This window comes from Synechococcus sp. FACHB-909 (assembly GCF_014698945.1).
Taxonomy (GTDB): Bacteria; Cyanobacteriota; Cyanobacteriia; order PCC-6307; family Cyanobiaceae; genus Cyanobium.
The window spans coordinates 23,132-48,984 of sequence record NZ_JACJTY010000001.1 but is presented as its reverse complement, the minus strand read 5'-3'; the positions used below and the strand labels follow the sequence as shown (position 1 = coordinate 48,984).

Below are 25,853 nucleotides of genomic sequence, written 5' to 3'. Positions count from 1 at the left end.
GCACCGGCGCGCACCTGCAACAATGCGGCCACCTTTACGTCGCAGGCATGTTCCGGACCCGGACCCGCTCCCTGGTGGTTTCCCTCTGTGCCGCCGGCCTGCTCGCCGGTTGCGCCGGCGATGGTGGCGGGGTGCAGAGCCAGAAGCTCTCCACGATCACGGGGCGGGGCAAGCTGATCTGCGGCGTGGAAGGCAAGCTGCCCGGCTTCAGCTTCGTGGGCCCCGACGGCAAGTACCTGGGCCTGGATGTGGATGTCTGCAAGGCGGTGGCCGCCGCGGTGCTGGGGGATCCCGAGAAGGTGGAGTACCGGGACCTGAACTCCAGCGAGCGCTTCGCCGCCCTGGCCAGCGGCGAGGTGGACCTGCTCTCGCGCAACACCACCATGACCCTGAGCCGCGACGCGGCCGGCGGCAACGGCCTCAGCTTCGCCCCCACCACCTTCTATGACGGCCAGGGGGTGCTGGTGCCCGTGGCCAGCGGCATCAAGGACCTCAAGGGCCTGGCCGGCAAGCCGATCTGCGTCGAGAGCGGCACCACCACCGAGCTCAACCTGGCCGACCGCATGCGGGAGCAGAACATCCCCTACACGCCGCTGAAGTTCCAGACCAGCGACCAGACCTTCGCCGCCTACCTTGGCGACCGCTGCGTGGCCGTCACCAGCGACCGCTCCCAGCTGGCGGGCAAGCGCACCAGCTTCCCCAAACCGGACGACCACACCCTGCTGCCGGTGGTCATGAGCAAGGAGCCCCTCACCCCAGCCACCACCAACGGTGATCCGGCCTGGGCCGATGCGGTGCGCTGGATCGTCTACGGCCTGATGCAGGCCGAGGAGAGCGGCATCACCCAGGCGAACGTGGACGCCAAGCTGGCCGAAGCCAAGGCCAACACCAACCAGGCCGACCTGCGCCGCTTCCTTGGGGTGGAGGGTGACTTCGGCAAGCAGCTCGGCCTGCCGCCCGACTTCGTGGTCAAGGCGGTGAAGGCCGTCGGCAACTACGGCGAGATCTTCGATCGCAACGTGGGGCCCGCCTCCGCCCTCAAGCTCGACCGCGGCCTCAACCGCCAGTGGAAGGACGGCGGCCTGATCTACTCGCCGCCCTTCCGTTGATGGCGCCGGTGCCCCCCGCCGACCCGGCCCCTCTTCCAGCCACTCCGCCTTCGCCGCCCTGGTGGCGCGACCGCCGCATCGTGCCCTGGGTGGTGCAGGCGGTGGTGGGACTGCTGGTGCTGCTGCTGATCGCCTTCCTGCTGGGCAATCTGATCCGCAACCTCACCGCCGCCGGCCTGCTGCTGAGCTGGCGCTGGCTGCAGCAGCCCGCCGGCTTCGACATCTCGGAATCGGTGATTCCGTTCAATGCCCAGCTGCCCTACTGGCGCGCCCTGGCCGCCGGTCTGGTGAACACGATCCGGGCGGTGCTGGTGGGCCTGGTGGGGGCCACCCTGCTGGGCACCCTGGTGGGGATGGCCTCCTTCAGCCACAACGGCCTGCTGCGGCGGCTGGCGCGGGTCTACGTGGAGGTGGTGCGCAACATCCCCCTGCTGCTGCAGCTGGTGTTCTGGTATTTCGTGGTGTTCCTCACCCTGCCGAACGGCGTGGCGGCGATCCAGCTGCCCGGGGTGGTGCTGGCCAAGTCGGGCCTCTACATCGCCGGGTTCGGCGAGGGGCTGCGCTGGATGGGGCCCAGCCTCGTCAACGAGGTCTGGCAGGCGCCCGTGCGCCTGAGCGTCGAGTTCGGCGCCCTGCTCACCGGCCTGATCGTCTACTCCGGCGCCTTCATCGCCGAGGTGGTGCGGGGCGGTATCGCCGCCGTGCCGAAGGGACAGTGGGAGGCGGCCTCCTCCCTGGGGCTGAGCTGGTTCGCCACCTTGCGCCGCATCGTCCTGCCCCAGTCCCTACGGGTGATCGTGCCGGGCCTCAACACCCAGTACATCTCCCTGGCCAAGAACTCCTCCCTGGCGGTGGCGGTGGGCTACACCGACCTCTATTCCGTGGCCGAAACCACCCTCAACCAGACCGGCCGGGCGGTGGAGGTGATCCTGGTGCTGCTGGCGGCCTACCTCACCCTCGACCTGCTGATCTCGGCCCTGATGAACGGTCTCAACCACCTGGTCCAGATCCGGGAGCGCTGAGATGAACGCCCTCCTGAGACGGCTGCGCGCCGAACTGTTCGCCACCCCCGCCGATGGGGCGCTCAGCGTCGCCCTGATCACGCTGCTCAGCCTGGGGGCCTTCGGGTTTCTGCGCTGGGCCCTCACCCAGGCCCAGTGGGCCGTGGTGAAGGTCAACAGCACCCTGTTCGCCGTGGGCCGCTACCCGATCGAGCAGCAGTGGCGCCTCTGGCTGCTCACCGCCCTGCTGGTGGCGGCCAGCGGCGCCACCTGGGGCCTGCTGCGCGCCCACCCCCGCCCCGACCGCACCGGGGTGCTGTGGCCACGCAACGACCGGCTGGCCCTGGTGCTTCTCGCCCTAATCGCCCTGGCCCTGCCCTCGGCCCTCGGACTCACGCTCGCCATCCAGACCCGCTGGTGGGGGCTCCTGCTGCTGCTGGCTCTCTGCCGCTGGCTGGCCGGCCGTTTCGGGGCGAACCTTTCTCCCACCGGCCGGCGGCTGGCCGCCCTGGTGTGGCCCCTGCTCTACCTGGTGGGCATGGTGCTGATCAGCGGCGGCCTGGGTCTGGTCACCGTTTCCCCTTCGGAATGGGGCGGCCTGCTGCTCACCCTGCTGGCCTCCAGCTTCGCGATCCTGCTGTGTTTCCCGATCGGGGTGCTGCTCGCCCTGGGACGCCGCAGCGAGCTGCCCCTGCTGCGCTGGGGCTCGGTGCTCTACATCGAGTTCATCCGCGGCGCGCCGCTGATCACCCTGCTGTTCCTCGGCCAGAACATCCTCGGCTTCCTGCTGCCCGGCGGCCTGGCACCCGAGCGGGTCTGGCGGGCGGCCTGGGTGCTCACCTTCTTCGCCGCCGCCTACCTGGCGGAGGCGGTGCGCTCCGGCCTGGCGGCCGTGCCCCGGGGCCAGCTGGAGGCCGCCCGCTCCCTCGGCCTCTCCTACCCGAAAGCCCTGCAGCACGTGGTGCTCCCCCAGGCCCTGCGGGTGGCCCTTCCGGCGATGGTGGGCCAGTTCATCTCGCTCCTGCAGGACACCACCCTGCTGTCGCTGATCGGATTGCTGGAACTGCTCGGCACGGCCCGCACCGTGATGGCCAACCCGGCTTTCCTGGGCCGCAACGGCGAGGTGTATCTCACCCTGGCGGTCCTGTTCTGGGGCTGCTGTGCCGCCCTCGGACTGGGCAGCCGGGCCCTGGAGCGCCGGCTTGATCCCCACGCCGTGCCCTCCGCCACCTGAGCCGCGTTCCCCTTTCCCTCCTCCCCAGCTCCGATCCCACGTCCCGCCCCATGAGCCAACCCAGCAGCGAACTGATGATCGAGGCGCGGGCCGTCGAGAAGTGGTACCCCAACGGATTCCAGGCGTTGCGCGGCGCCAGCCTGAGCGTGCGGCGGGGCGAGGTGGTGGTGATCATGGGCCCCTCGGGATCGGGCAAAAGCACCTTCATCCGCACCTTCAATGCCCTGGAGGACTTTCAGAAGGGCAGCATCACCGTCGACGGCATCGTGCTCTCCAACGACCTGCGCAACATCGATGCCATCCGCCGGGAGGTGGGCATGGTGTTCCAGCAGTTCAACCTGTTCCCGCACCTCTCTGTGCTCGACAATCTGACCCTGGCGCCGGTGCTGGTGCGCAAGCGTCCCAAGGCGGAGGTGGAGACGCAGGCCCGGGCCCTGCTGGAGCGGGTGGGCATCGCCGAACAGGCCGGCAAGTATCCCGGCCAGCTCTCGGGGGGTCAGCAGCAGCGGGTGGCGATCGCCCGGGCCCTGTGCATGGAACCGCGCATCCTCCTGTTCGATGAACCCACCAGCGCCCTCGACCCGGAGATGGTGCGTGAGGTGCTGGAGGTGATGCAGGATCTCGCCGCCGACGACATCACCATGGTGGTGGTGACCCACGAGGTGAAGTTCGCCCGCCATGTGGCCCACCGGGTGGTGCTGATGGCCGACGGCGAGGTGGTGGAGGAGGCCGAACCGGAGGTGTTCTTCACCAACCCCAGCCACGAGCGCACCCGCCGCTTCCTGGATCAGATTCTCTGACCGGGGCTGGGTGCGGCCGCTAGACCCTGGTCGCCCAGTCGGCGGCGTTGAGCTGCGGGAACAGCCCGTCCTCCCGCTCCACGCCAACCAGCCACTCCCGGGGCAGGTCGGTGCCGTGCTCGAGGGCATCGATCAGGCGCCAGAAGCGGTCGAGGTGGCGGCGGATCCGCTCCCGCGCCAGGCCGGTGGTGGTGCCGGCCCGCAGGATGAAGCTCCAGTCGGAGCTCTGGGCCAGCAGCAGCTCGCGGCCCGCCTGGGTGAGCAGGGCCCGCTGGGCGGTGCTGCCCACGCCCCGGTTCACCCGCTGCACCATGGCCCGGGAGGCGCGCTGCCACTCCGCCACCACCCAGGCGTTGGTGTCGTTGAGCCAGTAGTCGTGGTAGCCCCCCTGGCCCCAGCTGGAGGGGGCCGGCCGGCAAACCTGCAGGGCCCGGTTCTGGCTGAGCACGTCCCGCAGGTGGGTGAAGCGCACGTCCAGGGCCGGCCCCTGGCGGAACAGCTCGGCCAGGAACCGGGGCCCCTCGAACCACCAGTGGCCGAACAGCTCCGCATCGAAGGGGGCCACCAGCAGCGGCGGCGGCTCGATCGTGGCCGCCAGCTGCCCCATCTGGGCGGCGCGGCCCCGCAGGAAGGCCTCGGCGTGCTCCTTCAGCCGCTCGCCCGCCCGCTGGGGGTCGTAGGGCGCCTTGGCGTCCAGGGGGCAGCCCTGGGCGGTGACCCGGTGCAGCTTCAGCCCGAGGGGGCGGCGGTCGTGGATGCCCTGGGCCTCCAGGTCCGCTTCGGGCAGGTCCCAGCCCAGGTCGCGGTGGAACTCCCGGTAGGCCCCATCGCCCGGGTAGCCCTGGCTGGCACTCCACACCGGCAGGGTGGATTCGCTGTCACGGGCGAAGAAGGCCACCCCCGCCGGGGAGCAGATCGGCGCATAGACCCCATAGCGCGGACGGGGCAGGCCATGGAGCAGGCCGTGGCCGTCGAGCAGGGAATAGCGCAGGCCGCATTCGGCCAGGAGCCGGTCGAGGTCTTCGTAGTAGGCGCACTCCGGCAGCCAGATGCCCAGGGGCCGCTGGCCGAGCAGCCGCTGGTGCTCCCGCACGGCGGTGAGCAGCTGGGCCCGCACCGCCTCCGGTGAATCCCGCAGCAGGGGCAGATAACCGTGGGTGGCCCCACAGGTGATCAGATCCAGGACCCCCTGCTCCTGCAGCCGCCGGAAGCGGGGCAGGAGATCCCCCCCCATCTCCCGCCACTGGGCCTCGATGGCCGAGAGGGTGCCCTTCAGCTCCCGGGCCGGAACCTCCAGGTCGGGATCGGCCCCGTCGAGCAGGGTGCGGCGCAGGGCCAACCAGGCCGGGAAGCGGCCGTTGAGGGCCCGGTCGCTCAGCAGCGACAGCAGGGTGGGGGAGAGGCCGAGGGTGAGCCGGGGTCGCTGCTGCGGATCGGCGGCCGCCTGCTCCAGCACCTCCAGCAGCGGCAGATAGCATTCCTGGAGGGCCTGGAAGTACCAGTCCTCCTCGAGCGAACCGGGTTCTCCGGAGCGCACATAGGGGAGGTGGGCATGCAACACCAGGGCCAGATCGCCTGCGGCCATGGGGAAACCCTCTGTGCGGCCACTCTACGTTTCGCTCCCTGACGTTCCGCTCCCTGATGTTCCGCTCCCGGAGCCGGGTCTTCCGGCCCGTAGAGTGGGCCTAACTCATAGCTGTTCCGCCTAACCCCATGGCCCGCGATCCCGGCCGGGTATTGATCTTCGATACCACCCTCCGCGACGGGGAGCAGTCCCCCGGCGCCAGCCTCAACCTGGAGGAGAAGCTCGCGATCGCCCAGCAGCTGGCCCGCCTGGGGGTCGACATCATCGAGGCCGGCTTCCCCTTCGCCAGCAGCGGCGATTTCCACGCCGTCCAGCGCATCGCCGCCACCGTCGGAACCCCCGATGGCCCGGTGATCTGTGGCCTGGCCCGGGCCGCCAGGGGCGACATCAAGGCCTGCGCCGACGCCGTGGCCCCCGCCGCCCGCCGGCGCATCCACACCTTCATCGCCACCAGCGACATCCATCTGGAGCACAAGCTCCGCAAGACCCGCGCCGAGGTGCTTGCCATCACCGCGGAGATGGTGGCCTACGCCCGCTCCCTCGTCGACGACGTGGAGTTCTCCTGCGAGGACGCCGGCCGCAGCGACCCTGAGTTCATGCATGAGGTGATCGAGGCGGCGATCAACGCCGGCGCCACCACCATCAACATTCCCGACACGGTGGGCTACACCACCCCGGCCGAATTCGGCGCGATCATCGCCGGCATCAACCGCTCGGTGCCCAACATCGACCAGGCGGTGATCTCAGTCCATGGGCACAACGATCTCGGTCTGGCCGTCGCCAACTTCCTCGAAGCCGTCAAGAACGGCGCCCGCCAGCTGGAGTGCACCATCAACGGCATCGGTGAACGGGCCGGCAACGCCTCCCTCGAGGAGCTGGTGATGGCGCTGCACGTGCGCCGCAGCTATTTCAACCCCTTCCTGGGCCGGCCGGCCGACCAGCGCGACCCGCTCACCAACGTGCGCACCGAGGAGATCACCAAGACCTCCCGGCTGGTCTCCAACCTCACCGGCATGGCGGTGCAGCCCAACAAGGCGATCGTGGGCGCCAATGCCTTCGCCCATGAGTCCGGCATCCACCAGGACGGGGTGCTCAAGAACCGGCTCACCTACGAGATCATCGACGCCCGCACCGTCGGCCTGGCCGACAACCGCCTCTCCCTCGGCAAGCTCTCGGGCCGCAGCGCCTTCCGGGCCCGGCTCGAGGAGCTCGGATACACCCTGGAACGCACCGACCTCGACGATGCCTTCGCCCGCTTCAAGGAGCTGGCCGACCGCAAGCGGGAGATCACCGACCGGGATCTGGAGGCCATCGTCAGCGAGCAGGTGCAGCAGCAGGACCAGCCCCGCTATGCCCTGCAGTCGGTGCAGGTGAGCTGCGGCACCAACCTGCAGCCCACAGCCACCGTCACCCTGCGGGATGGCGATGGCATCGACCTGACCGAGGCGGCGATCGGCACCGGACCGGTGGATGCGGTCTGCCAGGCCCTCAACCACCTGGCCCAGGTGCCGAACGAGCTGGTGGAGTTCAGCATCAAGTCCGTCACCGAGGGCATCGACGCCATGGGCGAGGTGACCATCCGCCTGCGCCATCAGGGGGTGCTCTATTCGGGCCATGCGGCCGACACCGACATCGTCGTGGCGGCGGCCCAGGCCTTCGTGAACGCCCTCAACCGGCTGGTCTCCGGCAGCCAGCGCGCTCCGCTCCATCCCCAGAAGACGGCCCTTCCGGTGGCGGAACTGCCGCGTCTGTGAACGCCCCCAACCGCTCCCCGCTGGCCACCGGGCTGCAGCTGGCCCTGCTGCTGCTGGTGGCCGTGCTGCTGCTGCTGCCCCTGCTGTGGCTGGTGAGCACCTCACTCAAGGGGCCGGCGGAGGACATCTTCACCAGTCCTCCTGCCTTGCTGCCCAGCCAGCCGAGCCTGGAGGCCTACGGGCGCCTGTTCGCCGCCAACCCGATGGGCACCTACCTGCTCAACAGCACGATCGTCAGCGCCCTGGCGGTGCTGGCCAACCTGCTGTTCTGCTCCCTGGCCGCCTACCCCCTGGCGCGGATGCGTTTCAAGGGCCGCGGACTGGTGCTCGCCCTGGTGGTGGCCACGATCCTGATCCCCTTCCAGGTGGTGATGATCCCCCTCTATCTTCTGATGGTGCAGATCGGGCTGCGCAACACCCTCTGGGCCCTGATCGTGCCCCAGGCGGCCACGGCCTTCGGCATCTTCCTGCTGCGCCAGAGCTTCCTGGCGGTGCCGGTGGAGCTGGAGGAGGCGGCCCGGATCGATGGCTGCACCCCCATCGGCGAATGGTGGAACGTGATGCTGCCGGCGGCCCGGGCCGACCTGATCACCCTGGCGATGTTCGTGTTCATCGGCACCTGGAGTGACTTCCTCTGGCCGCTGATCATTCTCGACGACCCCACCCTCTACACCCTGCCCCTGGGCCTGCAGCAGCTGGCCAGCAGCTTCTCCCTCGACTGGCGCCTGGTGGCGGCCGGCTCGGTGGTCTCGATCCTGCCGGTGCTGCTGCTGTTCGTGCTGCTGCAGCGCTACATCCTGCCCAGCGCCAGCGGCGACGCCGTCAAGGGCTGAGGCCCCCCAGGGGGCTCAGGGGGTGCTCACCGGCGGGGGGCGAAGCACGCCGCCGTCGCCGCGGTCGGCCGGGGCCTGGCCGGGGCGGCCGCCGGGTCCCGGGGAGGGCATCGGTGCGGCGGGGAAGGGGTCCGGATCCCGCTGGGGGCGCCGCACCGCCCGGCCCTGCAGGTCGGCCAGGGCGGAACGCCACTCGTCCTGCTGCTGCTCAAGTGCCTCCAGCCGCTGGGCCCCGGCTTCCAGGGTCTGGAGGCGCCCCACCATCGCCCGCTGCTGCTCCTCCAGCACGGAGGTGCGATCGAGGGCGCGGCTGTTCTCCAGCCCCTGCAGCCGCTGCTCCAGCTTCATCAGCAGCTGGCTCTGTTCCCGCGTCTTGCCCAGGATCACCAGGAACAGGACAGCGAGCATGGAGCTCAGGCCGATCTGCAGCCAGCTGGTCCAGGCCGGCGGGCCGGAGGCCGGGGGCGGGGGGGAACGCCGGGAGCCGTCGTCTTCGCGGTCAGTGATCGAGACCATGCGCCCCCTGTGCTGACCCATCCTGCCCTGAGCGGCCCGGGGCGTCAGCCGCCGGCCGCGGGCAGGCCGGCGCCGCTGCGGGCGGCAGCACCGGCCAGCAGCTCCGCCACGGTGGAGCGGTAGACGGCGCTCGCCTGCTCCGGATCCCGGCCGATGCAGGTCATGCCCAGCTTGCCGAACTCCGAGAGGCAGCCCAGCAGGTGAAACACGCTGCCCTGCAGGCGGGCCGGATCGTAGTGGAGGCCGGCCTCGGCCACGATGTCGATCAGGTCGAGGGGCATCAGGCCCCGCAGGCGGGGGTCGCTGAGGTTGTCGGTGGCGCGGTAGTGCAGCGGCTGGCCGGTGGGGGAGAGGAAGCAGCCGGTGGCGGGGTCGAGGCTGCCGGCGGTGATCGCCCGCAGGGCCATGAAGGGATGGGTGGTGCCCCCCTGGCGCAGGTTGACCTCGATGGCCTGCAGGTCCCAGCGCTCGCCGAAGCGGCGGGCGATGAAGTCGACCCCGAAGCGCTCGAGGGCCCCTTCGGCGGCGAGGGCCCGGCCGACGGCCAGGCCGTGCTCCATCAGCGCCACCCGGTAGGGCTCGGCGGCAGGGAAGCAGCAGCCCAGGTAGGTCTGGCCACCGGCGCCGCCGAGGATCTGCTCGTGGGTGGAGAGCACCTCCACCATCCCGCCCGGGTGGATCGTGCCCTGCACGCTCGGGGAGCGCAGCGCCTCGCCGCCCTCCAGCCAGGCCTCGGCCAGGGCCCCCTGGCCGGCCAGCAGCTCCGTCCAGCCGGCCGCGGGCATCGGCAGAGCCTCCAGGGCCCGCCGGATCCGCCCGACCCGCTCGCGCCGGGCCAGCCCGGCCAGCGCCAGGGGCGTGAAATCGAGGCGGGCATTGCCCTCGCCGCTGAAGCCCTCGTTCAGCTTGACGACACAGCCGCCCAGCCCGGGGTCGCCCTCCCAAAGGTCGGTCACCGCCTCCGCCAGCTCATCGAGGCCGTGGGCCAGCCCGGTGCCGGGGGGGTGGGGAACGCCGCAGCGGGCGAACAGCTCCCGGCTGCCGGCCTTGGTGCCCCAGTAGCCCAGGGCCGGATCGGTGCCCAGCAGGGGCACCTGCAGGCGCTCGGAGAGGGTCTTCTCCAGCTCGGTCACCACGTAGCAGATGATGAAACTCCGGCCCGGCCGCAGCCGCTCCCGGATCCGTCCGAGCAGGGCCGGCCGCTCCAGCAGCTTCTGCGTCAGGGGCCGGGCGGAGCCGTCGTCGGTGTCGAACAGGTGCAGCCGGCGGCGGGCATGGGAGGTGGGCACCCCCGGCATCAGCTCGAGCACCGCATCCACCACCAGTTCGGGCAGCAGCTTGCTGGTGACATAGACCACCTGCACGCCTGGGTTGCGCAGCCGCATCAGGGAGAACAGCTGGCGTTCCTCGTAGTGGTGGGCGCCCGTGACCAGGGCCAGCTGGGAGGGGTCCATGGTGAGCGAAGGCACCATCAGCAGGTCGAAATCCGCACCCGCCCCGCCCCCGGCGTCGCCGTGCTCCCGGCCCCACGGGGCCTGCAGCCCCTGCTGCAGTTCGCGGAAGCTCAGGACCATGGCCGGATGGGCGGAATGTCGTCATGCTGACCACCACAGCGACCAGCGCCAATGGAGTCGTTCACGGTGAGTGCCCTCGGCTATGGCGCCGCCTCACTCACCACCCTGAGCCTGTTCCCCCAGGCGCTGAAGACCGTGCGCAGCGGCGACACCAGCGCCATCTCGCTGCGGATGTACGGCCTGTTCACCCTCGGGGTGCTGGCCTGGGCCGTTTACGGCCTGCTGCGGGCCGACGGTCCGGTGATCGCCGCCAACCTGATCACGCTGATCCCGGCCTCGGTGGTGCTGGAACGCAAGCTGCGGTCTCTGTTGGAGGGCCGGGACCGTCGGGGCCCCGGGGGGAGGCGCTGAGGTGGCGGCACCCATGGACAACGGCGCCCTGTTCGTCGCGATCGGGGCGGTGCCGGGGGCCTGGCTGCGCTTCCGGGTGGTCAACCACTTCGAACCGATGCTGCCCCGCAAGCACTGGGGAACGTTCGGGGTGAATCTGATCGCCTGCTTCGCCATCGGCCTGCTGGTGAGCCTGGAGGCCAGCTGCGGGCTAGCCGCCGGTCGTGCCCTGCTGCTGCTGGGCACGGGCTTCCTGGGCAGCTTCAGCACCTTCTCCACCTGGATCGCCGAGCTGCACGCGACCCTGCACCAACGCCAGCGCCGCGAGGCCGTCCTGCTCTGCGGCGGTTCGGTGCTGGGGGGCCTGCTGGCCGTCAGCGCCGGCCTGGCCATCGGCGGCAGCTAGGGGAGAACGATGGCGCCATTCCCGAGCGAAAGCCCCCCCAGCCTGCGCCGCGAGGCGCGGGACCTGCTGCTGGTGGCTGCGGGGGCGGTGCCCGGCGCCCTGCTGCGCTGGCGCCTGGAGGACGTCGGCAAGGGCCTGGAGGGGGTGCCCACCGGGCTGATCGAAGCCGACCTGGTGGCCAATCTGCTCGGCACCTTCCTGATCGGTGTGATCGCCGGCCTGCACCCCCCCCGGCCCCGGCTGCTGCTGCTGGGCGGCATCGGCTTCTGCGGCTCGCTCACCACCTTCAGCAGCTGGATGCTGGAGATCAGCCTGGCGCTGCGGCGCGGACGCCCCGATGAGGCGCTCGCCGTGGTGCTGGTCAGCCTGCTGGGGGGCCTGGTGGTGGTGACGCTGGGGCTCGGGGTGGGCCGCTGGCTGGGGCGGTCGCGGCTCAGGCGCTGAAGGCCTTGCGGGGGGGGATGGGGTAGGGAATACGGCGGTGGCGCATGCGCTTCCAGACCCGCACGAAGGCGCGGATCACCAGCTCCAGCTCCGCCCGCGAGATGCCGCTGCCGTCGAGCTGGCCGTCGTTCTGGCGGGCCTCCACCAGCCGCCGGACCATCGCCCGGGCCTCGGCTTCGGTGGTGCCCGGCGGCAGGGAGCGCAGGGCGGCCTCACAGCCGTCGGCCAGCATCAGAATCGCCGTCTCCCGGCTGCGGGGCGCCGGACCGCGGTAGCGGAACTGCTCCTCCCGCACCGAAGGGTCCCGTTCCTTGGCCTGGTGGAGGAAGTAGCCCATCTTCAGCCGGCCCTGGTGCTCGGGGATGAAATCCGCCAGGGGGCGGGGAAGCCGGTAGCGACGGGCCAGCTTCAGCCCCTCGTCGACGTGGGCCTGGAGGATGGCGGCACTGGCGAAGGGATCGTCGAGTTCGTCGTGGGGGTTGGCGCCGTGCTCCTGGTTCTCGATGAACCACTGGGGCCCGTGCAGCTTGCCGACATCGTGGTAGAGGGCACCGGTGCGGATCAGGTCCACATCACCCTGGATGGCGCGGGCGCCCTCCTCGGCCAGGCCGCAGATCATCAGGGTGTGCTCGAAGGTGCCCGGCGCCTCCATCGACAACCGGCGCAGCAGGGGCCGCTCCAGATCGGCCAGCTCCATCAGCCGGGCCCGGGTGAGCAGGCCGAAGAAGCTTTCCACCAGCGGCGCCAGCAGCAGGCCTCCCATCAGCAGGCCCGCCACCAGCAGGGCCTCCTGCAGCAGATCGGTGCTGCTGAACAACCCCTGGGAGGCCTCGAGGCTGCCCAGGTGGAAGAGCTGGATCAGCAGCCACTGCAGCAGCACGGCCCCGATGGGCAGCAACAGGGCCAGCTGCAGCAGCTGGGCCCGGTTGCGCTGCCGTCCCGCCAGCACCGCCGCGATCGCGGCCACCAGGGCCGCCACCCCCAGCTGGGGAACCAGCAGGCCCTCGACAGGCACCGGCCAGAGCATGGCGGCCACAGCCAGCCAGGCCAGGCCGGCGGCCGTACCCAGCCCCTGGGAGAGCAGCAGGGTGGGGGGAACCAGCAGGGCCAGGGGGCTGACCTGGCTGCCGAGCCAGAGCTTGCACCCCTGCACCAGCACCAGCATCGCCAGGGCCAGCAGGGCCTGGCGGGGTTCGAGGCTGGCGCGCCAGCGGCGCATCACCAGCAGCAGCACCCCGCAGGCGGCCAGGGCCTCACTGAAGCGTCCCAGCCAGGCCAGGGGGCGGGGGCGATGGTTGACCAGATCGAAATGCTCCAGCACGTCGAAGGCCTGGGGGCTGATCGGTTCCCCCTGCCGTGTGATCAGGTCGTTCTTACGCACCCGGATCGTGGGCAGCCCCTGGCGGGTGAGCAGGTCCTCGATGCGGCGCTGGCTGAGGAAGCTGTCGCCGCGGAGGTTGGTACGGCCCTGGAGGCTGGCGGCCAGCAGGCGGCTGCCCAGGCTGCGGGCGGGGGGGGAAAGGTCCTGCAGCTGCAGCTCCGCGGCCGTGAGCAGCTGGCCCTCGGAGAGGCTGGCCACGACACCCTGGCTGAGCATGCGCTGCTGGGCCCGTCGCAGGGAGACCTTCCAGCGCATCAGGTCGGGGGGCGTCAGCCCCGTCAGCCAGCGGCGCTCCTCTTCGGTGAGATTGAGGGAATCGGGCCGGGGCTGGTCGTCGGCCACCGTCTGGCGCACCCGCTGCAGCCGCAGCTCCAGCTGCTGCACCAGGGCCTCACTGGCCTGGGGGTCGACCACCTGGATCTGGCTGCGGGGCAGCATCTGGCTGCGGCGCTGCTCCAGGTCGGTGCTGTCGATCACCGTGGCATCGCTCGGGGCCCGGGCCGTGAACGGGGCCGGCATGCCGGGACGCAGGTTCGGCTCCACCAGCCAGGGCCAGCTGGAGAGAAGCGCCACCAGCAGACAGAGCAGAAGCACGAGCAGACCGCCCCCGGGGCGCCAGGCCACCAGGGCCTGGCGGGGACGCTCGAGCCGCAGCAAGTGGCGCCACAGTCCCCTGATCCGCCGCAGCCCGAATCTCATCGGTCCAGGCTAGCCAACGGTTGAGGGTCCCCCTCCGGGTGGCTTCGGTGCATGCTGGGGTTCGGCAACGCACCCCCCCGATGGCCACCCTTCTTGATGGCAGGCGACTGGCGGCGGTGATCGAAGGGCGGCTGCACGCCGTGGTCGCCGATGGGCTGGCGGTGGCGGGACGGCCCCCCGGCCTGGCGGTGCTGCGGGTGGGGGATGACCCCGCCAGCGGCGTCTACGTAGCCAACAAGGAGAAGGCCTGCCGCCGCGTCGGCATCAGCAGCCATGGCGGCCATCTGGCGGCGGACACCCCGGCGGAGGAGGTGCTGGCCCTGATCGCGCGCCTCAACGCCGACCCGACGGTCGACGGCATCCTGCTGCAGCTGCCCCTGCCGCAGGGCCTGGACGAGGGGCCGCTGCTGGCGGCGATCGACCCGGACAAGGACGCCGATGGTCTGCACACCCTCAACCTGGGTCGCCTGCTCAAGGGGGAGCGGGGTCCGCGCAGCTGCACGCCGGCCGGGGTGATGGCCCTGCTGCGCAGCGCCGACGTGCCGATCGCCGGCGCCCAGGCCGTGGTGGTCGGCCGCAGCATCCTGGTGGGCAAGCCGATGGCCCTGATGCTCCAGGCCGCCGATGCCACCGTCACCATGGCCCATTCGCGCACCCATCACCTCGACGAGGTGACCCGGGAGGCCGAGATCCTGGTGGTGGCGGCCGGTCGCCCGCGGCTGATCGGCGCCCGGCACATCCGGCCTGGGGCGGTGGTGGTGGATGTGGGCATCCACCGGCTGGAGGGCAGGCTCTGCGGCGATGTGGACTACGAGGCGGTCGAACCGCTGGTGGCGGCGATCACGCCGGTGCCCGGTGGGGTGGGGCCGATGACGGTGGCGATGCTGCTGGTCAACACCGTGCTGGCCTGGTGCGAGCGCCACGGGATCGACACAACGGACCTGGCGGATCTGCGCCCCTGAGGCCCGCCTGGGACGCCCCCCGGACGGCAGCGCCGCTCAGGGCCGGGGCGCCGTGGTGCGGGTGGCGTCGTGGGGTTCGCCGGAGCCGATCAGCAGGGGTACGGCCACGCCGATGCGGACCAGACCCGACGCCAGCAGCAGACCGGCCAGCAGGACGGCGGCGAGGCTGCCGCAGATCACTGGCACCAGGTCCGGCTCGCTGTTCAGGGGGGCCTGCATCGCGCGCTGAGACGTGACTGCATCGAGCATGGCGGCGCTGGGGTTCCCGGACCGCACGCCTTCACCGGCCTTCACCGAAGGGTTCGTATCGTGTCGAAACATCAAGGTGGCGGCGCCCGGCCCGTGGCCTGAGAGAATCCGCGCCAACCCTCAGGACCCCATGACCCCGGCGGTGAGCACGGCCTTCGACTTCACCGCCTACCTGGAGGCGGCCCGCTGGCGCGTGGAGGCCGCCCTGGACAGCTCCCTGGGACCCGAGCGTCCGGAGTCGCTGCGGGAGGCGATGCGCTACTCCCTGCTGGCGGGCGGCAAGCGGCTGCGGCCGATCCTCACCCTGGCGGCCTGTGAGCTGGCGGGCGGCGATGCCGATCTGGCCATGCCCACGGCGGTGGCGATGGAGATGATCCACACCATGTCGCTCATCCATGACGACCTGCCCGCCATGGACAACGACGACCTGCGCCGCGGCCGGCCCACCAACCACAAGGTGTACGGCGAGGCCAAGGCCATCCTGGCCGGCGATGCCCTGCTGACTCGCGCCTTCGAGATGGTGGCCCTGCGCAGCCCGGGGGTGCCTCCCGAACGGCTGCTCCAGGTGGTGGGCGAGCTGTCCCTGGCCTCCGGCGCCCCCGGCCTGGTGGGCGGCCAGGTGGTGGACCTGGAGTGCGAGGCCCGCCAGGTGGATCTCGACACCCTCGAATACATCCATCTCCACAAGACCGGCGCCCTGCTGCGGGCCTGCGTGATCTCCGGCGCCCTGGTCGCCGGGGCCTCCGAGGAGCTGCTGACGGCCCTGCGCACCTACGCCCGCGGCATCGGCCTGGCCTTCCAGATCATCGACGACATCCTTGATGTCACCGCCAGCAGCGACGTGCTGGGCAAGACGGCGGGCAAGGACCTGGCCGCCGACAAGACCACCTACCCGAAACTGCTGGGCCTGGAGGAGTCCCGCCGGCGCGCCGATGCGCTGGTGAGCGAAGCCAAGGCGGTGCTGGAGCCCTGGAGCGCCAAGGCCGCCCCCCTGCTGGCCCTGGCCGACTACATCACCAGTCGCGACCGATGAGCGAAGCCATCGGCGCACTCAATGCCCTGGGCGAGCTGCTGGCCAACGGCGTGCTCGCCTGGGGCCTGGCCGCCTGCGGCGTGGCCCAGCTCTCCAAGCTGCTGATTGAGCTGGTGGTGCACCGCCGCTGGCGCCCGGCGGTGCTGATCGAGACGGGCGGCATGCCGTCGAGCCACTCCTCCCTGATGACGGGCACCGCCGCGGGCCTGGGCTGGGAGCTGGGATTCGCCGATCCCCTGTTCGCCCTGGCGGCTGTGCTCTGCTTCGTCGTGCTCTACGACGCCAGCGGTGTGCGGCGGGCCGCCGGACTGACGGCCCAGCGGGTGAACGGACTCCCCGACGGTCTCTGGGACACCCTTCCCCAGGACGGCCCGCCGGAGGGGGCTCCGGTGCTGCGCCCCCTGAAGGAGAACCTCGGCCACACCCGCGCGGAGGTGCTGGTGGGCAGCCTGATCGGGCCCCTGGTGGCGCTGCCGGGCCTGGCCTTGCTCGGCTCGCCGCTGCAGATCGCCCAGGGCGCCGGCTGGCTGCCGCTGGGGTGAGCGATCACGACGGCCTGAGCGACGACCAGCAGCAGGCGGCCGCCGCCTTCGCCGACTGGCTCGGGGCCCCGGCCGACGGGGTGCCCTTCGTGCTGGAGGGCTACGCCGGCACCGGCAAGACCTTCCTGTCGATGCGGTTCCTGGCCCAGGCGGAGCGGGCCGGTCTCTGCTGGACCGTGGTCGCCCCCACCCACAAGGCGGTGGGCGTGCTGCGCCACCACCTGGCCCTGGCGGGTCTGCACCCCACCTGGTACCCCTCCACCATCCACCGCCTGCTGCGGCTCAAGCTGAAGCGGCAGGGGGACCGGGAGCGCTGTGAGGAGACCCTCCAGACCGCCCTGGCGCTGGAGAACCTCGGGCTGGTGCTGATCGACGAGGCCTCCATGGTGGATGGCGGCCTGCTGGAGATCACCCTGCGCTGCGCCCAGGCCTACCGCACCCGGCTGGTGTTCGTGGGGGATCCGGCCCAGCTGCCGCCGGTGGGGGAGGAGCTCAGTCCGGTGTTCGCCATGGGGCGGTCCCGGCGGGTGGCCCTGACCCACGTGGTCCGCCACGGGGGCCCGGTGCTGCGCCTGGCCGGCGGCCTGCGGGAAGGGGCCCTGCCCTGTAGCCGGCCGCCGCTGCTGGATCCGGTGCGCACCACCGAGGGCCGGGTGTCGCTGCTGGGGCGGAGCGACTGGCTGGCGGCCGCCCAGGAAGGCCTGCGCCGCAGCGCCGAAGCCGATGATCCCGACCTGGCCCGGATCCTCTGCTACACGAACCGCTCCCTGGAGCGGCTGGTGCCGATCGCCCGCCGCGCCCTGCACGGGGCCATGGCCGACCAGCTGCCGGTGCTCCCCGGCGAGGTGCTGATCACCCGCACGGCCGTGATGGCGCCGGCCTGCCGGGAAGGGGACGCCGCCGCCGAGGAGCCGGACCTGCTGCTGGGCAGCAACCGGGAGCTGGTGGTGCGGGACGTGCGGCCCGACCGCTGCGATCTGGCCGAATTCGGGGTGGATGCCTCCCTCGGCCCTGCGGTGATCGACACCCTCAGCGCCACCGTGGAGTCGGGGGAGGCCCAGCTCAACCTGCGCCTGCTGCCGCCGATCGGCAGCGCAGGGCGGGCCTGCCTGGACGGGGTGCTGGAGCGGCTGCGGCTGCAGGCCAGGGAGGCGGGCCAGAAGGACGGCAAGGCCCTCTGGCGCCGCTTCTTCCTGGTGCGCGACGCCTTCGCCTCCCTCGGACCGGCGGCCGTGCTCACCGTCCATCGCAGCCAGGGCAGCACCTTCGGCGAGGTGTTCATCGACGAGGACGTCTTCTGGCCCCGGGACCTGCCGCTGCGCCAGCGGCTGGTCTATGTGGCGGTGAGCCGGGCCAGCCAGGCGGTGACCCTGATGGCGGGGGCCGCAGACCCCGGCGAGCGGGAGCGCTGGGACCGCTGGCTGCGGGACACCGGCGGCAACGCCGCCGACACCTGAAGCGGAGGGGGACCGGTGCGTGCGCAAAAGGGACCGACCCGTTACCCTCATCACGACCGACTCGTGCTGGGCGCCTGATTCGTGCTGGAATCCCGTCCCCCGTCCGCGACCCCCGGCATGGCGCTTCCCCAGGCGGGACCGATGGCCATGATCGCCACCACCCCGGCCACGGACGGGCAGGCGGTCGGCACCAGAGCCGGCGGCGGTGAACTGCTGACGGATGTGGGGGCCCTGGCGATCGCTGCGGCCCTGGTGGGCGTGGTCGTGCTGGTGCGGCGCTGGCTGATGCTGCGCTCCCGCCAGCCCCTGCCTGGCCTGCCGAAGGAGCGGGTGCTGCCCCTCTCCCGCCACGGCGCCCTGCACGACCCCAAGTATCTGGGCCGGATCCTGGAGGCCGAGGAGCCACCGACGGGCCCCTGAGCACTCACCCCGCCCGCAGGCCTTCCACCCCCTGCCAGCCGAGGTAGATCGCCAGGCCGAAGCAGATGGCCGCCACGATCAGCTCGGCGTTGTCGAACAGCCAGAGCTTGCCCGCCTGGAGCACCGGCAGCAGCCGCTCCTGACCCACCAGCACCAGCCCCGCCAGGGGCAGCAGCAGCAGGGTGCCGGAGAACAGGCTGAAGATCGCCGTGGTCAGCACCTCCCGGGGCCGGCTCAGCCCGGCCTCCAGCAGGCTGGCGGCGGTGCGGGCATAGAGGAAAAGGTCGTCCGGGCTCGACACCTGCACGGCGGCGCTGAGGCCGAGCAGGAGCGGCAGGGGCAGGGCGCAGAAGCCGTCCAGCCGGCGGGTCCAGCCGGGGGGACCGCCCCCCTGGCGGCTGCTCAGCAGACCGTTGAGGCCCAGGGCCAGCAGTCCGCCCGCCCCCAGCAGGTCGAGGCCGGTGCGCTGGTCAGTGCCCCGCTCCATCGTGAGCAGCAGGCCATGGCCCACGGTCAGCAGCAGGGCGATGGCCGCCGCGGAGGTGAGCAGCCAGCCGATCACGAACCAGCTGCCGCGGCGGAGCGGGCTGGGGCCCAGCAGGATCAGCAGCAGCAGGCCGATGTGCAGCGGACTGAAGCTGATCGCCAGGCCGAATCCGAACAGTTCACTCCAGAGGCTGGGGGTCGGCATCCATGGGAGTCATGACGCCCCATTGTCCGGTGCTGGGGGTTCAGGTGCGGATCTCGAACCAGTCCGTGCCCGCCACGGCGACCTGGCCACTGGTGACGCCGCTCACCTGGGCGCCCTGGGGCCCCTTCTCGCACCAGAGACGCAGTTCCACCAGCCGGTCGGGCAGCCCCTCGGCCTCCACCTCCACCGACCCGTCAGGACGGTTGCGGACCCAGCCGCTGAGGCCGAGGTCGATGGCCTTCTGGCGGCAGCCCAGGCGGTATCCCACCCCCTGCACCTGACCACGGACGCTCATGCGCCAGCGCTCATGGGTGGTGGCGGTCACCCGGAGACTGGGTTGCAGGAAACGGCGTTCCTCGGCAGCGGCACGGCGCTGGCGGCGGATCTGGCCAGTCTCGAGGGAATCGCCGGGCATCCAGCCCAGTGGAGGTGCAGCCAGGTGGCGTGAACGGTCGGCGCGCTCCATCCTTCGATCCTCCCGGGTGATCCCCATCCTTCAAGTTGCCACAGGCTCTCGGCCTCTGCCAACACCTCTGCGCCCGAAGGCTGTGGCAGCAGCTGCCAGCGGTGGAACTCATGGCCGCAGAGGGATTCACCGCGACGCACCAGCAGCCCGTCGGCCTCCGGCAACGCCTGGCGGTAACCGAGGCTGAGGGGTCCCCGGCGGGCGCGGAAGGGGAGCAGGCCGGCCATGGGGTGGGGCAGGCCGTCCGGGTCCTCCAGCTCCCGGCCCAGCAGCAGAAGACCGCCGCATTCGGCCACGATCGGCAGGCCGGCCCGGGCGGCGGCCCGGAGGGATCCGAGGCTGCGGCGGCTGGCCGCCAGACGGGGGGCATGGAGTTCGGGGTAGCCGCCGGGCAGCAGCACCGCCCGGCAGTCCGGGGGGAGGGGATCGTCGGCCAGGGGGCTCCAGGGCACGGGGCTGAGGCCGCAGGCCTGGAGCAGCTCCTGGGCTTCCGGGTAGCGGAAGTGGAAGGCCGCATCGCTGGCGATCGCCACCGGCAGGCGGGTTCCGGCCCCGGCGGCTACCGAAGACCCGGCGGCCCCGGCGGGGGCCGGCTCCGGCGGGACCCGGTCGAGGCACCAGCGGATCGGATCGCGCCGTTCCGGCGCCGGCTCAGGCGGTGCCAGCAGCGGCCACAGCCGGTCCAGGTCGAGGTGCTCCTCAGCCAGGGCGGCCCAGATCTTCTGGCGCTCCCCCAGGTCGCCCAGCTCGCCCGGGGTGAGCAGGCCCAGGTGGCGGGAGGGCAGCTCCAGGCTGGGATGGCTGGGCAGCACCCCCAGCAGGGGCACCTCGATGGTGGCCAGGGCCTCGGCCAACAGCAGCCGGTGCCGTTCGCTGCCGACCCGGTTCAGCACCACCCCCGCCAGGCTCACCCGGGGCGGGCCGTGGTCGCGGAAGCCGCGCACCAGGGCCGCCAGGCTGCCGGCCTGGCGCGACGCCTCCACCACCAGCACCACCGGCAGCCCCAGCAGGGCCGCCACGGCGGCGGAACTGCCCTCACTGCCGGACCCGCGGCCGTCGAACAGGCCCATGACCCCCTCCACCAGCACCCGTCCGGCGCGGCCGCCGTGCCAGCGGTAGCTGCGCCGCACCCACTCCTCGCCGCAGAGCAGGGGGTCGAGGTTGCGGCAGGGGCGGCCCGCCACCGCCCCCAGCAGCTGGGGGTCGAGGTAGTCGGGACCCACCTTGAAGGGCTGGATGGTCTCCCCCCGCGCCCGGGCCACGGCCGCCAGGCTGAGGCTCAGCAGGGTCTTGCCGCTGCCGCTGCAGGGGGCCGCGATCAGGCAGCTCATGCGGTCGGCGGCATCGGCCGCTCCGGCGGAAGGTGCCTCAGCCTGGCAGCAGGCTCGCCGCCAGCGGGGCCGCCGCCGCCAGCAGCGGTGAGGTGGAATCGTGGCCCCCCGAGAGCAGGCGGGCCATCTCCATCTCCTCGCTCTCCTCCGGCAGGGGCACCACCCCCTCCGCCAGCTCCATGCTGGCCATGCCGCCGGACTCCAGGCGCATGCAGCCGCCGGACTCCGAGCAGAGAATCACGCAAAGGGGTGGGCGCTGCTGCGGTTCACAGATAAGACGCATGCCGACGATGGCGCCGGGGTGGGTCTTGGGCACGCCCATGGGCACGGGCATCAGGGTGAACTGCACCGCCACCCCGTCGGTGCGCTCGAACTCCGCCGTGATCCCCGGGCCCGGCCCGTCCACCTCCACCGCGTAGCTGGTGATCAGGTGCCAGCCGAGGCGGTCGGCGATCCAGGCGGCCAGCAACAGCCCCTTCACCGGGTGGTCGCCCTCGACATCGATATCGAGCTGCACCACATGGCCGAGGGCATCGCGGCGGGACGGGGGATCGAACACCATGGCCAGGGATTCGCGCCAGGTGCGCAGCCGCAGCCAGTTGAGATCGTTGACGGCCTGGCCGGCGCTGATCCGGGCCAGCATCAGGTCGAGGCAGCGACGCGGCTCCCCGAGGGAGCTGTCGATCACCAGCCGCCGCGGCACCGGCGCCAGGGCCTCGAGCATCTCGGAGGGCTCATCCAGGCTGCTGTTCCACCACACCCAGCAGGGCAGGGAGTCGTCCACCAGGGAAACGATCAGATCGAGGCTCTGCTTCAGGGCGCCCATGCCGCCGCGCAGCACCACCACGTCGCCGCAGGCGGCGCCGGCGCCGCCCTCCTCCGGCAGCGGGCAGTAGGCCGCCACCAGGGTCTCGAGCGGATGGCCCGGGTCGAGGGTGGGGGCCAGGGTGATCAGGCGCCGCGGCATGTGGGCGCTGATGGCGCTCTCGACGAACTGGCCGCGCAGGTCCTCGGGCCGGTGGTTCCCCTCCTTCTGGCCGATGGCCCAGGCCAGGCGGGGATCCATGGGTGCCGTGCTGTACGGCAGACCGGTTTCGGGCACGGCCTGGCGGGCCGCCTCCAGCAGCTCGGCGCGCAGCAGGCCGGTGATCGGCCCGTCGACCCGGCCGATGCGCACCATCTGCTGCTCCAGCCAGGAGGGCTCCCAGACCACCAGGGTGAAGGTGGCGGCCCCGGTGGAGCCCTCCAGGTCATGGGTCCAGAGGCGGTGCAGGTAGGGGTTGACCTCCTCGGGCGGCAGATCGAGGGGGGCCTGGAGGGTGAGCTGGGGAGCCATGGGGGGAGGCAGGGGGCGGAGGTCGCTGGGCTGGGGAGCTGGAGGGAGAGGTGGCCTGACCCGTGTCTCAGGGACGCCGCCAGATCAGGCCGTCACTGGCCAGGAGGCCATCGGCGGCGGTGGGCCCCCAGGTGCGGGCCTCGTAGGGCTGGACCGGCAGCTGCCAGGGGGATTCCTCGATCAGGGACAGCAGCGGTGTGTACAGCCGCCAGGCCGCCTCCACCTCGTCACTGCGGGTGAACAGGGTGGGATCGCCCAGCATGGCGTCGGCGAGCAGGCGCACGTAACCCTCGTCGGAGGGCTCGCCGAAGGATTCGTCGTAGCTGAAGGCCATGTCGACAGGGCGGCTGCGCATGCCGGAACCGGGGGCCTTGACCTCGAACTTGAACTCGGCGCCCTCGTCGGGCTGGATGCGCAGGATCAGCTGGTTGGGGGTGGGGGCGCCACCGGCGGCGTCGAACAGGTGCACCGGAGCCTCACGGAAGGTGAGCACCACCTCGCTGAGGCGTTTCGGCAGCCGCTTGCCGGTGCGCAGGTAGAAGGGCACCCCCTGCCAGCGCCAGTTGTTGATGGCCACCTTCATGGCCACATAGGTTTCGGTGGTGCTGTTGGCGTTGACCCCGGGCTCCTGGCGGTAGCCGGGCAGGGGCCGGGCCATGCTGCCGCCGGCGGCGTACTGGCCCCGCACACAGCATTTCCAGGGCTCCTCCTCGTTGGCCAGGCTGGCCGACTGCAGCACCTTGGCCTTCTCGTTGCGGATGGCCTCCGGATCGAAGCGGCCGGGGGCCTCCATGGCGGTGAGGGCCAGGATCTGGGTGAGGTGGTTCTGCACCATGTCCCGCAGGGCGCCGGACGACTCGTAGTAACCGGCCCGCTCCTCCACCCCCACGGTTTCGGCCGCGGTGATCTGGACGCTGGAGATGTAGTTGCGGTTCCAGATCGGCTCGAAGATCGTGTTGGCGAAGCGCAGCACCAGGATGTTCTGGACCGTTTCCTTGCCCAGGTAATGGTCGATGCGGAACACCTGGCTTTCCTTGGCGCAGGCCTGCACCACCTTGTTGAGGGCCTGGGCGCTGGCGTAGTCGCGGCCGAAGGGCTTCTCGATCACCACCCGGCTGCGCTCGGCATCGGCCAGCAGACCGGCACCGGCCAGGGCGCGGCAGCCGCTGCCGTAGAACTCCGGCGAGACCGAGAGATAGAAGGTGCGGTTGCCCCGGGTGGCCCGCAACCGGTCGATGCTTTCCAGCCGCTGGCCGAGGCGCACCAGGTGGTCGGGCTGCTGCAGGTCGACCGGCTCGTAGAAGAGGCCCTGGGCGAACTGCTCCCAGGCGGTGCGATGGGAGGCGATCTCATCGGCCAGGGCGGCCCCCATCTTCTCGCGGAACTCCTCATCGCTCCAGGGCCTTCGGGCGCAGCCGAGCACGGCGAATTCGCTGGGCAGCCGTCGCTGGCGGAACAGCTCGAACAGCGCCGGGATCAGCTTGCGGTGGGTGAGATCACCGCTGGCCCCGAAGATGACGATGCACTGGGGCGAGATCACCCGCTCCTGGCGCAGACCAACCCGCAGCGGGTTGGTGAGGATGGCGGTCATGGGGAGGGCGTCCGGTCATCCCTGGTTTAACGGCGGCGCAGGCATCCCGCTGCATCGCTGCGACAGGGAGCCTGCCGGTGTGAGCATTCTCGGATCGTCAGCCATGAAAAAGGCCCGCCGGAGGCGGGCCCTGGAACGGGGGCGGTGTGCCCCGGGGTGCGTTCGGCTCAGTAGGTCTCGACGTGCCAGCGGTCGGCCTTCTTGAGCTGGGGCCGCAGCTCGCTCCACTCGAGGCCCTTGGCGGCGGCGGCGGCGGTCATGGCCTCGTCGATGCCGGGCTCCATGCCGCGCAGACCGCACATGTAGACGTGGGTCTTGGGATCCTCGATCAGGGAGAAGATCTCGTCGGCGTGCTCGGTGACGCGGTCCTGGATGTACATCCGGCCGCCACTGGGGTTCTGCTGCTCGCGGCTGATCGCCTTGGTGTAGCGGAAGTTCTCCGGGTACTCGGCCAGGTAGCGCTGGAAGTCGTCCTCGTAGAGGAGGTTGGGCGTCTTGGGGACCCCCATGATCAGCCAGGCCTTGCCGCGGAACTGGTACTCGGGGTTCTTGGCCCGCTCGGAGGGCTCGAACATGCGGCGCAGGTAGGCCCGCATCGGAGCGATGCCGGTGCCGGTGGCCAGCATGATGATGTTGGCGTCCTCATCGGCGGGCAGGAGCATCTCCTTGCCCACGGGGCCGGTGATCTTCACCTTGGCGCCCGGCTCGATGTCGCAGAGGAAGGTGGAGCAGACACCGTTGATGGTGGTGCCGTCCTTCTCGTACTGGAGCTGGCGCACGCAGAGGGAGACCGTGCCGCCCTCGCAGTTGTCGCCATGGCGGGTGCTGGCGATCGAATAGAGACGCAGCTTGTGGGGCTTGCCGTTGGCGTCCTCGCCATCGGGAATGATGCCGATGCTCTGGCCTTCGATGTAGTGGAGGTTGCCTTCCGAGAGGTCGAAGGTGATGTGGTTCACCCGGCCGATGGCCCCCTCGGCCAGGAGGCTGTAGTTGCCGGTGACCGTGCCGATGAAGGGATCCTTCGGCTTGTAGAGGTTGACCGGGACGTCGGCGTGGCTCACGGGGGCTTTCTTGGCGGGGGTGGGGGTGGCGGCCGGGGCGTCGGAAACCGCAGCGTCAGAGGGGGCCGGAGCGGAGCCGGCGGGGACCTCCTCGGCGTTGACGGCCTTGATGCGTCCGCCCTGCTGGGCGATGGTCTGCATCAGCCGCTGCAGCTGGGGGAATGGCACGGTGATCCGGCGCTCGGCCCGCCGCTGCAGGCCGACGCCGAAGCCTTCGACCACAACCGTGAACATGCGGCCGTCGGACTGGGTGGCCTTGCCGGTGGAAACACGCATGCGGGCGTCGGAGCCGAAAATCGGCCCGATCATAGAGAACTCGCCCCACGCCCCTTCGGTGCGGATTCGTTGACCGGATTCCGGAGACACCGGTTAGTTTGTGTTCCGTCGCACCAATCCCGGTGCCGACCGCTGCCACCCTCACGCAAGCCCCGAGCGAGCTCCGATCCGTCTTGGCACAGCTTCTGGCGTCGTTTCCCCGCCCCGTGCACCTCCCTTCCACTGAGGCCATGGTCGCCAGCGAGGCCAGTTGTGCCCTCGACACGATCCAGCAGGAGATGGAGCGTCTCCCCCAGGGCACCCGGCGCCTGGCGGTGCAGCTGCGCCTTGATCTCCCCCCCGAGTGGATCTGGTCGGTTCTCACCGACTACGACCATCTCGATCGCTTCATTCCCAATCTCGCCAGCTCCCGCCAGCTCTGGCGCCGCGGCAATCTGGTCGCCCTGGAGCAGGTGGGCACCCAGCAGTTCTGCGGTCTGCGCTTCAGTGCCCGCGTCCAGCTGGAGCTCAGCGAAGAGCCGGAGCAGGGTCGCCTGGCCTTCCGCATGCTGGAGGGCGATTTCCGCTGCTTCCAGGGCGTCTGGCAGGTGGGCGCCGACGACACCAGCACCTGGCTCCTCTACGACCTCACCGTGCAGGGCAAGCCGGGCATGCCGATCGGCCTGATCGAGCAGCGGCTCAAGGAGGATCTGGCCAGCAACCTGCGGGGCGTGCAGCGCGAAGCCCAGCGCCGCGCCCAGCAGCTCTGAGGCCCTTCGCCATCCGGCCCTGA

The 25,853-nt window shown here is 71.3% G+C and carries 26 protein-coding genes; 15 read left to right on the top strand and 11 right to left on the bottom strand.

Going from position 1 to position 25,853, the window contains the following annotated elements:
- The first annotated feature begins 47 nt into the window (after positions 1-47).
- The 4 genes from H6G99_RS00235 to H6G99_RS00220 are packed head-to-tail and all read left to right on the top strand — an operon-like array spanning position 48 to position 4,144.
- Complete coding sequence (locus H6G99_RS00235) at positions 48-1,109, top strand: amino acid ABC transporter substrate-binding protein (protein ID WP_094586050.1); 1,062 nt, start codon at positions 48-50, stop codon at positions 1,107-1,109.
- The gene (locus H6G99_RS00230) at positions 1,109-2,131 is read left to right on the top strand and encodes an ABC transporter permease subunit (protein WP_190609255.1); all 1,023 of its coding nucleotides are present in this window, start codon (positions 1,109-1,111) and stop codon (positions 2,129-2,131) included. Before H6G99_RS00235 ends, H6G99_RS00230 begins: the two co-directional genes overlap by 1 nt.
- Before the next feature lies 1 nt (position 2,132).
- On the top strand, positions 2,133-3,344 hold the full coding sequence (locus H6G99_RS00225) for an amino acid ABC transporter permease (protein WP_190609254.1): 1,212 nt from the start codon (positions 2,133-2,135) through the stop codon (positions 3,342-3,344).
- 50 nt (positions 3,345-3,394) lie between these two features.
- A complete protein-coding gene (locus H6G99_RS00220) occupies positions 3,395-4,144 on the top strand; it encodes an amino acid ABC transporter ATP-binding protein (RefSeq protein WP_286190912.1) in 750 nt (249 codons plus the stop codon).
- A gap of 19 nt (positions 4,145-4,163) precedes the next feature.
- On the opposite strand, the gene H6G99_RS00215 is transcribed toward H6G99_RS00220, so the two are convergent.
- A complete protein-coding gene (locus H6G99_RS00215; RefSeq protein ID WP_190609253.1) occupies positions 4,164-5,729 on the bottom strand; it encodes a glycoside hydrolase family 57 protein in 1,566 nt (521 codons plus the stop codon).
- A gap of 128 nt (positions 5,730-5,857) precedes the next feature.
- Between H6G99_RS00215 and H6G99_RS00210 the strand changes: the two genes are divergently transcribed.
- A complete protein-coding gene (locus tag H6G99_RS00210; RefSeq protein WP_190609252.1) occupies positions 5,858-7,483 on the top strand; it encodes a 2-isopropylmalate synthase in 1,626 nt (541 codons plus the stop codon).
- Complete coding sequence (locus tag H6G99_RS00205; RefSeq protein WP_094586056.1) at positions 7,480-8,316, top strand: carbohydrate ABC transporter permease; 837 nt, start codon at positions 7,480-7,482, stop codon at positions 8,314-8,316. The genes H6G99_RS00210 and H6G99_RS00205 overlap by 4 nt, the downstream gene beginning before the upstream one ends.
- A gap of 15 nt (positions 8,317-8,331) precedes the next feature.
- Here H6G99_RS00205 and H6G99_RS00200 read toward each other — a convergent pair whose 3' ends face one another.
- Together H6G99_RS00200 and H6G99_RS00195 are read right to left on the bottom strand one after the other, a co-directional pair.
- Positions 8,332-8,832, bottom strand: a complete 501-nt coding sequence (locus H6G99_RS00200; RefSeq protein WP_190609251.1) for a hypothetical protein — start codon at positions 8,830-8,832, stop codon at positions 8,332-8,334.
- Positions 8,833-8,876: 44 nt separating this feature from the next.
- A complete protein-coding gene (locus H6G99_RS00195; protein WP_190609250.1) occupies positions 8,877-10,406 on the bottom strand; it encodes a peptide ligase PGM1-related protein in 1,530 nt (509 codons plus the stop codon).
- Positions 10,407-10,457: 51 nt separating this feature from the next.
- Here H6G99_RS00195 and H6G99_RS00190 point away from each other — a divergent pair, with 51 nt between their 5' ends.
- The 3 genes from H6G99_RS00190 to H6G99_RS00180 are packed head-to-tail and all read left to right on the top strand — an operon-like array spanning position 10,458 to position 11,586.
- Positions 10,458-10,757, top strand: coding sequence for a SemiSWEET family sugar transporter (locus H6G99_RS00190; protein WP_094586059.1), 300 nt, complete (start codon positions 10,458-10,460; stop codon positions 10,755-10,757).
- Positions 10,758-10,770: 13 nt separating this feature from the next.
- Positions 10,771-11,142 carry a fluoride efflux transporter FluC gene (locus H6G99_RS00185; RefSeq protein WP_190609249.1) on the top strand — a complete coding sequence of 124 codons (372 nt, stop codon included), beginning with the start codon at positions 10,771-10,773 and terminating at the stop codon, positions 11,140-11,142.
- 9 nt (positions 11,143-11,151) lie between these two features.
- Complete coding sequence (locus H6G99_RS00180) at positions 11,152-11,586, top strand: fluoride efflux transporter FluC (RefSeq protein ID WP_094586061.1); 435 nt, start codon at positions 11,152-11,154, stop codon at positions 11,584-11,586.
- On the opposite strand, the gene H6G99_RS00175 is transcribed toward H6G99_RS00180, so the two are convergent.
- Positions 11,576-13,666 (bottom strand): HDIG domain-containing metalloprotein, encoded by a 2,091-nt coding sequence (locus H6G99_RS00175; RefSeq protein ID WP_094586062.1) that lies wholly within the window; start codon positions 13,664-13,666, stop codon positions 11,576-11,578. The genes H6G99_RS00180 and H6G99_RS00175 overlap by 11 nt on opposite strands.
- An 80-nt stretch (positions 13,667-13,746) precedes the next feature.
- Between H6G99_RS00175 and folD the strand changes: the two genes are divergently transcribed.
- The gene (gene folD, locus H6G99_RS00170; RefSeq protein ID WP_094586063.1) at positions 13,747-14,628 is read left to right on the top strand and encodes a bifunctional methylenetetrahydrofolate dehydrogenase/methenyltetrahydrofolate cyclohydrolase FolD; all 882 of its coding nucleotides are present in this window, start codon (positions 13,747-13,749) and stop codon (positions 14,626-14,628) included.
- Between the two features lie 36 nt (positions 14,629-14,664).
- Here the strand turns inward: folD and H6G99_RS00165 are convergent, their stop codons facing one another.
- Complete coding sequence (locus H6G99_RS00165) at positions 14,665-14,847, bottom strand: hypothetical protein (protein WP_094586064.1); 183 nt, start codon at positions 14,845-14,847, stop codon at positions 14,665-14,667.
- A gap of 160 nt (positions 14,848-15,007) precedes the next feature.
- Here H6G99_RS00165 and crtE point away from each other — a divergent pair, with 160 nt between their 5' ends.
- From crtE to H6G99_RS00145, 4 genes are all read left to right on the top strand, one after another.
- Positions 15,008-15,910, top strand: coding sequence for a geranylgeranyl diphosphate synthase CrtE (gene crtE / locus H6G99_RS00160; protein ID WP_190609248.1), 903 nt, complete (start codon positions 15,008-15,010; stop codon positions 15,908-15,910).
- Positions 15,907-16,452 carry a divergent PAP2 family protein gene (locus H6G99_RS00155; RefSeq protein WP_094586065.1) on the top strand — a complete coding sequence of 182 codons (546 nt, stop codon included), beginning with the start codon at positions 15,907-15,909 and terminating at the stop codon, positions 16,450-16,452. The genes crtE and H6G99_RS00155 overlap by 4 nt, the downstream gene beginning before the upstream one ends.
- Positions 16,449-17,909, top strand: coding sequence for an AAA family ATPase (locus tag H6G99_RS00150; RefSeq protein ID WP_190609247.1), 1,461 nt, complete (start codon positions 16,449-16,451; stop codon positions 17,907-17,909). The genes H6G99_RS00155 and H6G99_RS00150 overlap by 4 nt, the downstream gene beginning before the upstream one ends.
- A gap of 117 nt (positions 17,910-18,026) precedes the next feature.
- On the top strand, positions 18,027-18,329 hold the full coding sequence (locus H6G99_RS00145; protein ID WP_190609246.1) for a hypothetical protein: 303 nt from the start codon (positions 18,027-18,029) through the stop codon (positions 18,327-18,329).
- Between the two features lie 4 nt (positions 18,330-18,333).
- Here H6G99_RS00145 and H6G99_RS00140 read toward each other — a convergent pair whose 3' ends face one another.
- The 6 genes from H6G99_RS00140 to petH all read right to left on the bottom strand — a co-directional run bounded on the left by H6G99_RS00140 (position 18,334) and on the right by petH (position 25,081).
- Positions 18,334-19,020 carry a GAP family protein gene (locus H6G99_RS00140; protein WP_190609245.1) on the bottom strand — a complete coding sequence of 229 codons (687 nt, stop codon included), beginning with the start codon at positions 19,018-19,020 and terminating at the stop codon, positions 18,334-18,336.
- A 40-nt stretch (positions 19,021-19,060) separates the two neighbouring features.
- On the bottom strand, positions 19,061-19,345 hold the full coding sequence (locus tag H6G99_RS00135; protein WP_094586069.1) for an acylphosphatase: 285 nt from the start codon (positions 19,343-19,345) through the stop codon (positions 19,061-19,063).
- Positions 19,342-20,817: a cobyrinic acid a,c-diamide synthase CobB gene (locus tag H6G99_RS00130; RefSeq protein ID WP_190609244.1), complete on the bottom strand. Its 1,476-nt coding sequence runs from the start codon at positions 20,815-20,817 to the stop codon at positions 19,342-19,344. The genes H6G99_RS00135 and H6G99_RS00130 overlap by 4 nt, the downstream gene beginning before the upstream one ends.
- A 37-nt stretch (positions 20,818-20,854) precedes the next feature.
- Positions 20,855-22,153: a glucose-6-phosphate dehydrogenase assembly protein OpcA gene (locus H6G99_RS00125; protein ID WP_190609243.1), complete on the bottom strand. Its 1,299-nt coding sequence runs from the start codon at positions 22,151-22,153 to the stop codon at positions 20,855-20,857.
- A gap of 67 nt (positions 22,154-22,220) precedes the next feature.
- A complete protein-coding gene (gene zwf / locus H6G99_RS00120; protein ID WP_190609242.1) occupies positions 22,221-23,744 on the bottom strand; it encodes a glucose-6-phosphate dehydrogenase in 1,524 nt (507 codons plus the stop codon).
- A gap of 167 nt (positions 23,745-23,911) precedes the next feature.
- Complete coding sequence (petH, locus tag H6G99_RS00115) at positions 23,912-25,081, bottom strand: ferredoxin--NADP reductase (protein WP_190609241.1); 1,170 nt, start codon at positions 25,079-25,081, stop codon at positions 23,912-23,914.
- 230 nt (positions 25,082-25,311) lie between these two features.
- Between petH and H6G99_RS00110 the strand changes: the two genes are divergently transcribed.
- Positions 25,312-25,830, top strand: coding sequence for an SRPBCC family protein (locus tag H6G99_RS00110; protein WP_094586073.1), 519 nt, complete (start codon positions 25,312-25,314; stop codon positions 25,828-25,830).
- Positions 25,831-25,853: the final 23 nt, after the last annotated feature.

Excerpts from the sequence above, each read along its gene's own strand:
- H6G99_RS00235 (WP_094586050.1), top strand. The coding sequence starts at position 48 with ATGTTCCGGACCCGGACCCGCTCCCTGGTGGTTTCCCTCTGTGCCGCC.
- H6G99_RS00230 (WP_190609255.1), top strand. The coding sequence starts at position 1,109 with ATGGCGCCGGTGCCCCCCGCCGACCCGGCCCCTCTTCCAGCCACTCCG.
- H6G99_RS00225 (WP_190609254.1), top strand. The coding sequence starts at position 2,133 with ATGAACGCCCTCCTGAGACGGCTGCGCGCCGAACTGTTCGCCACCCCC.
- H6G99_RS00220 (WP_286190912.1), top strand. The coding sequence starts at position 3,395 with ATGAGCCAACCCAGCAGCGAACTGATGATCGAGGCGCGGGCCGTCGAG.
- H6G99_RS00215 (WP_190609253.1), bottom strand. The coding sequence starts at position 5,729 with ATGGCCGCAGGCGATCTGGCCCTGGTGTTGCATGCCCACCTCCCCTAT.
- H6G99_RS00210 (WP_190609252.1), top strand. The coding sequence starts at position 5,858 with ATGGCCCGCGATCCCGGCCGGGTATTGATCTTCGATACCACCCTCCGC.
- H6G99_RS00200 (WP_190609251.1), bottom strand. The coding sequence starts at position 8,832 with ATGGTCTCGATCACTGACCGCGAAGACGACGGCTCCCGGCGTTCCCCC.
- H6G99_RS00195 (WP_190609250.1), bottom strand. The coding sequence starts at position 10,406 with ATGGTCCTGAGCTTCCGCGAACTGCAGCAGGGGCTGCAGGCCCCGTGG.
- H6G99_RS00190 (WP_094586059.1), top strand. The coding sequence starts at position 10,458 with ATGGAGTCGTTCACGGTGAGTGCCCTCGGCTATGGCGCCGCCTCACTC.
- H6G99_RS00185 (WP_190609249.1), top strand. The coding sequence starts at position 10,771 with ATGGACAACGGCGCCCTGTTCGTCGCGATCGGGGCGGTGCCGGGGGCC.
- H6G99_RS00180 (WP_094586061.1), top strand. The coding sequence starts at position 11,152 with ATGGCGCCATTCCCGAGCGAAAGCCCCCCCAGCCTGCGCCGCGAGGCG.
- H6G99_RS00175 (WP_094586062.1), bottom strand. The coding sequence starts at position 13,666 with ATGAGATTCGGGCTGCGGCGGATCAGGGGACTGTGGCGCCACTTGCTG.
- folD (WP_094586063.1), top strand. The coding sequence starts at position 13,747 with ATGGCCACCCTTCTTGATGGCAGGCGACTGGCGGCGGTGATCGAAGGG.
- H6G99_RS00165 (WP_094586064.1), bottom strand. The coding sequence starts at position 14,847 with ATGCAGGCCCCCCTGAACAGCGAGCCGGACCTGGTGCCAGTGATCTGC.
- crtE (WP_190609248.1), top strand. The coding sequence starts at position 15,008 with ATGACCCCGGCGGTGAGCACGGCCTTCGACTTCACCGCCTACCTGGAG.
- H6G99_RS00155 (WP_094586065.1), top strand. The coding sequence starts at position 15,907 with ATGAGCGAAGCCATCGGCGCACTCAATGCCCTGGGCGAGCTGCTGGCC.
- H6G99_RS00145 (WP_190609246.1), top strand. The coding sequence starts at position 18,027 with ATGGCGCTTCCCCAGGCGGGACCGATGGCCATGATCGCCACCACCCCG.
- H6G99_RS00140 (WP_190609245.1), bottom strand. The coding sequence starts at position 19,020 with ATGCCGACCCCCAGCCTCTGGAGTGAACTGTTCGGATTCGGCCTGGCG.
- H6G99_RS00130 (WP_190609244.1), bottom strand. The coding sequence starts at position 20,817 with ATGAGCTGCCTGATCGCGGCCCCCTGCAGCGGCAGCGGCAAGACCCTG.
- H6G99_RS00125 (WP_190609243.1), bottom strand. The coding sequence starts at position 22,153 with ATGGCTCCCCAGCTCACCCTCCAGGCCCCCCTCGATCTGCCGCCCGAG.
- zwf (WP_190609242.1), bottom strand. The coding sequence starts at position 23,744 with ATGACCGCCATCCTCACCAACCCGCTGCGGGTTGGTCTGCGCCAGGAG.
- petH (WP_190609241.1), bottom strand. The coding sequence starts at position 25,081 with ATGCGTGTTTCCACCGGCAAGGCCACCCAGTCCGACGGCCGCATGTTC.
- H6G99_RS00110 (WP_094586073.1), top strand. The coding sequence starts at position 25,312 with ATGGTCGCCAGCGAGGCCAGTTGTGCCCTCGACACGATCCAGCAGGAG.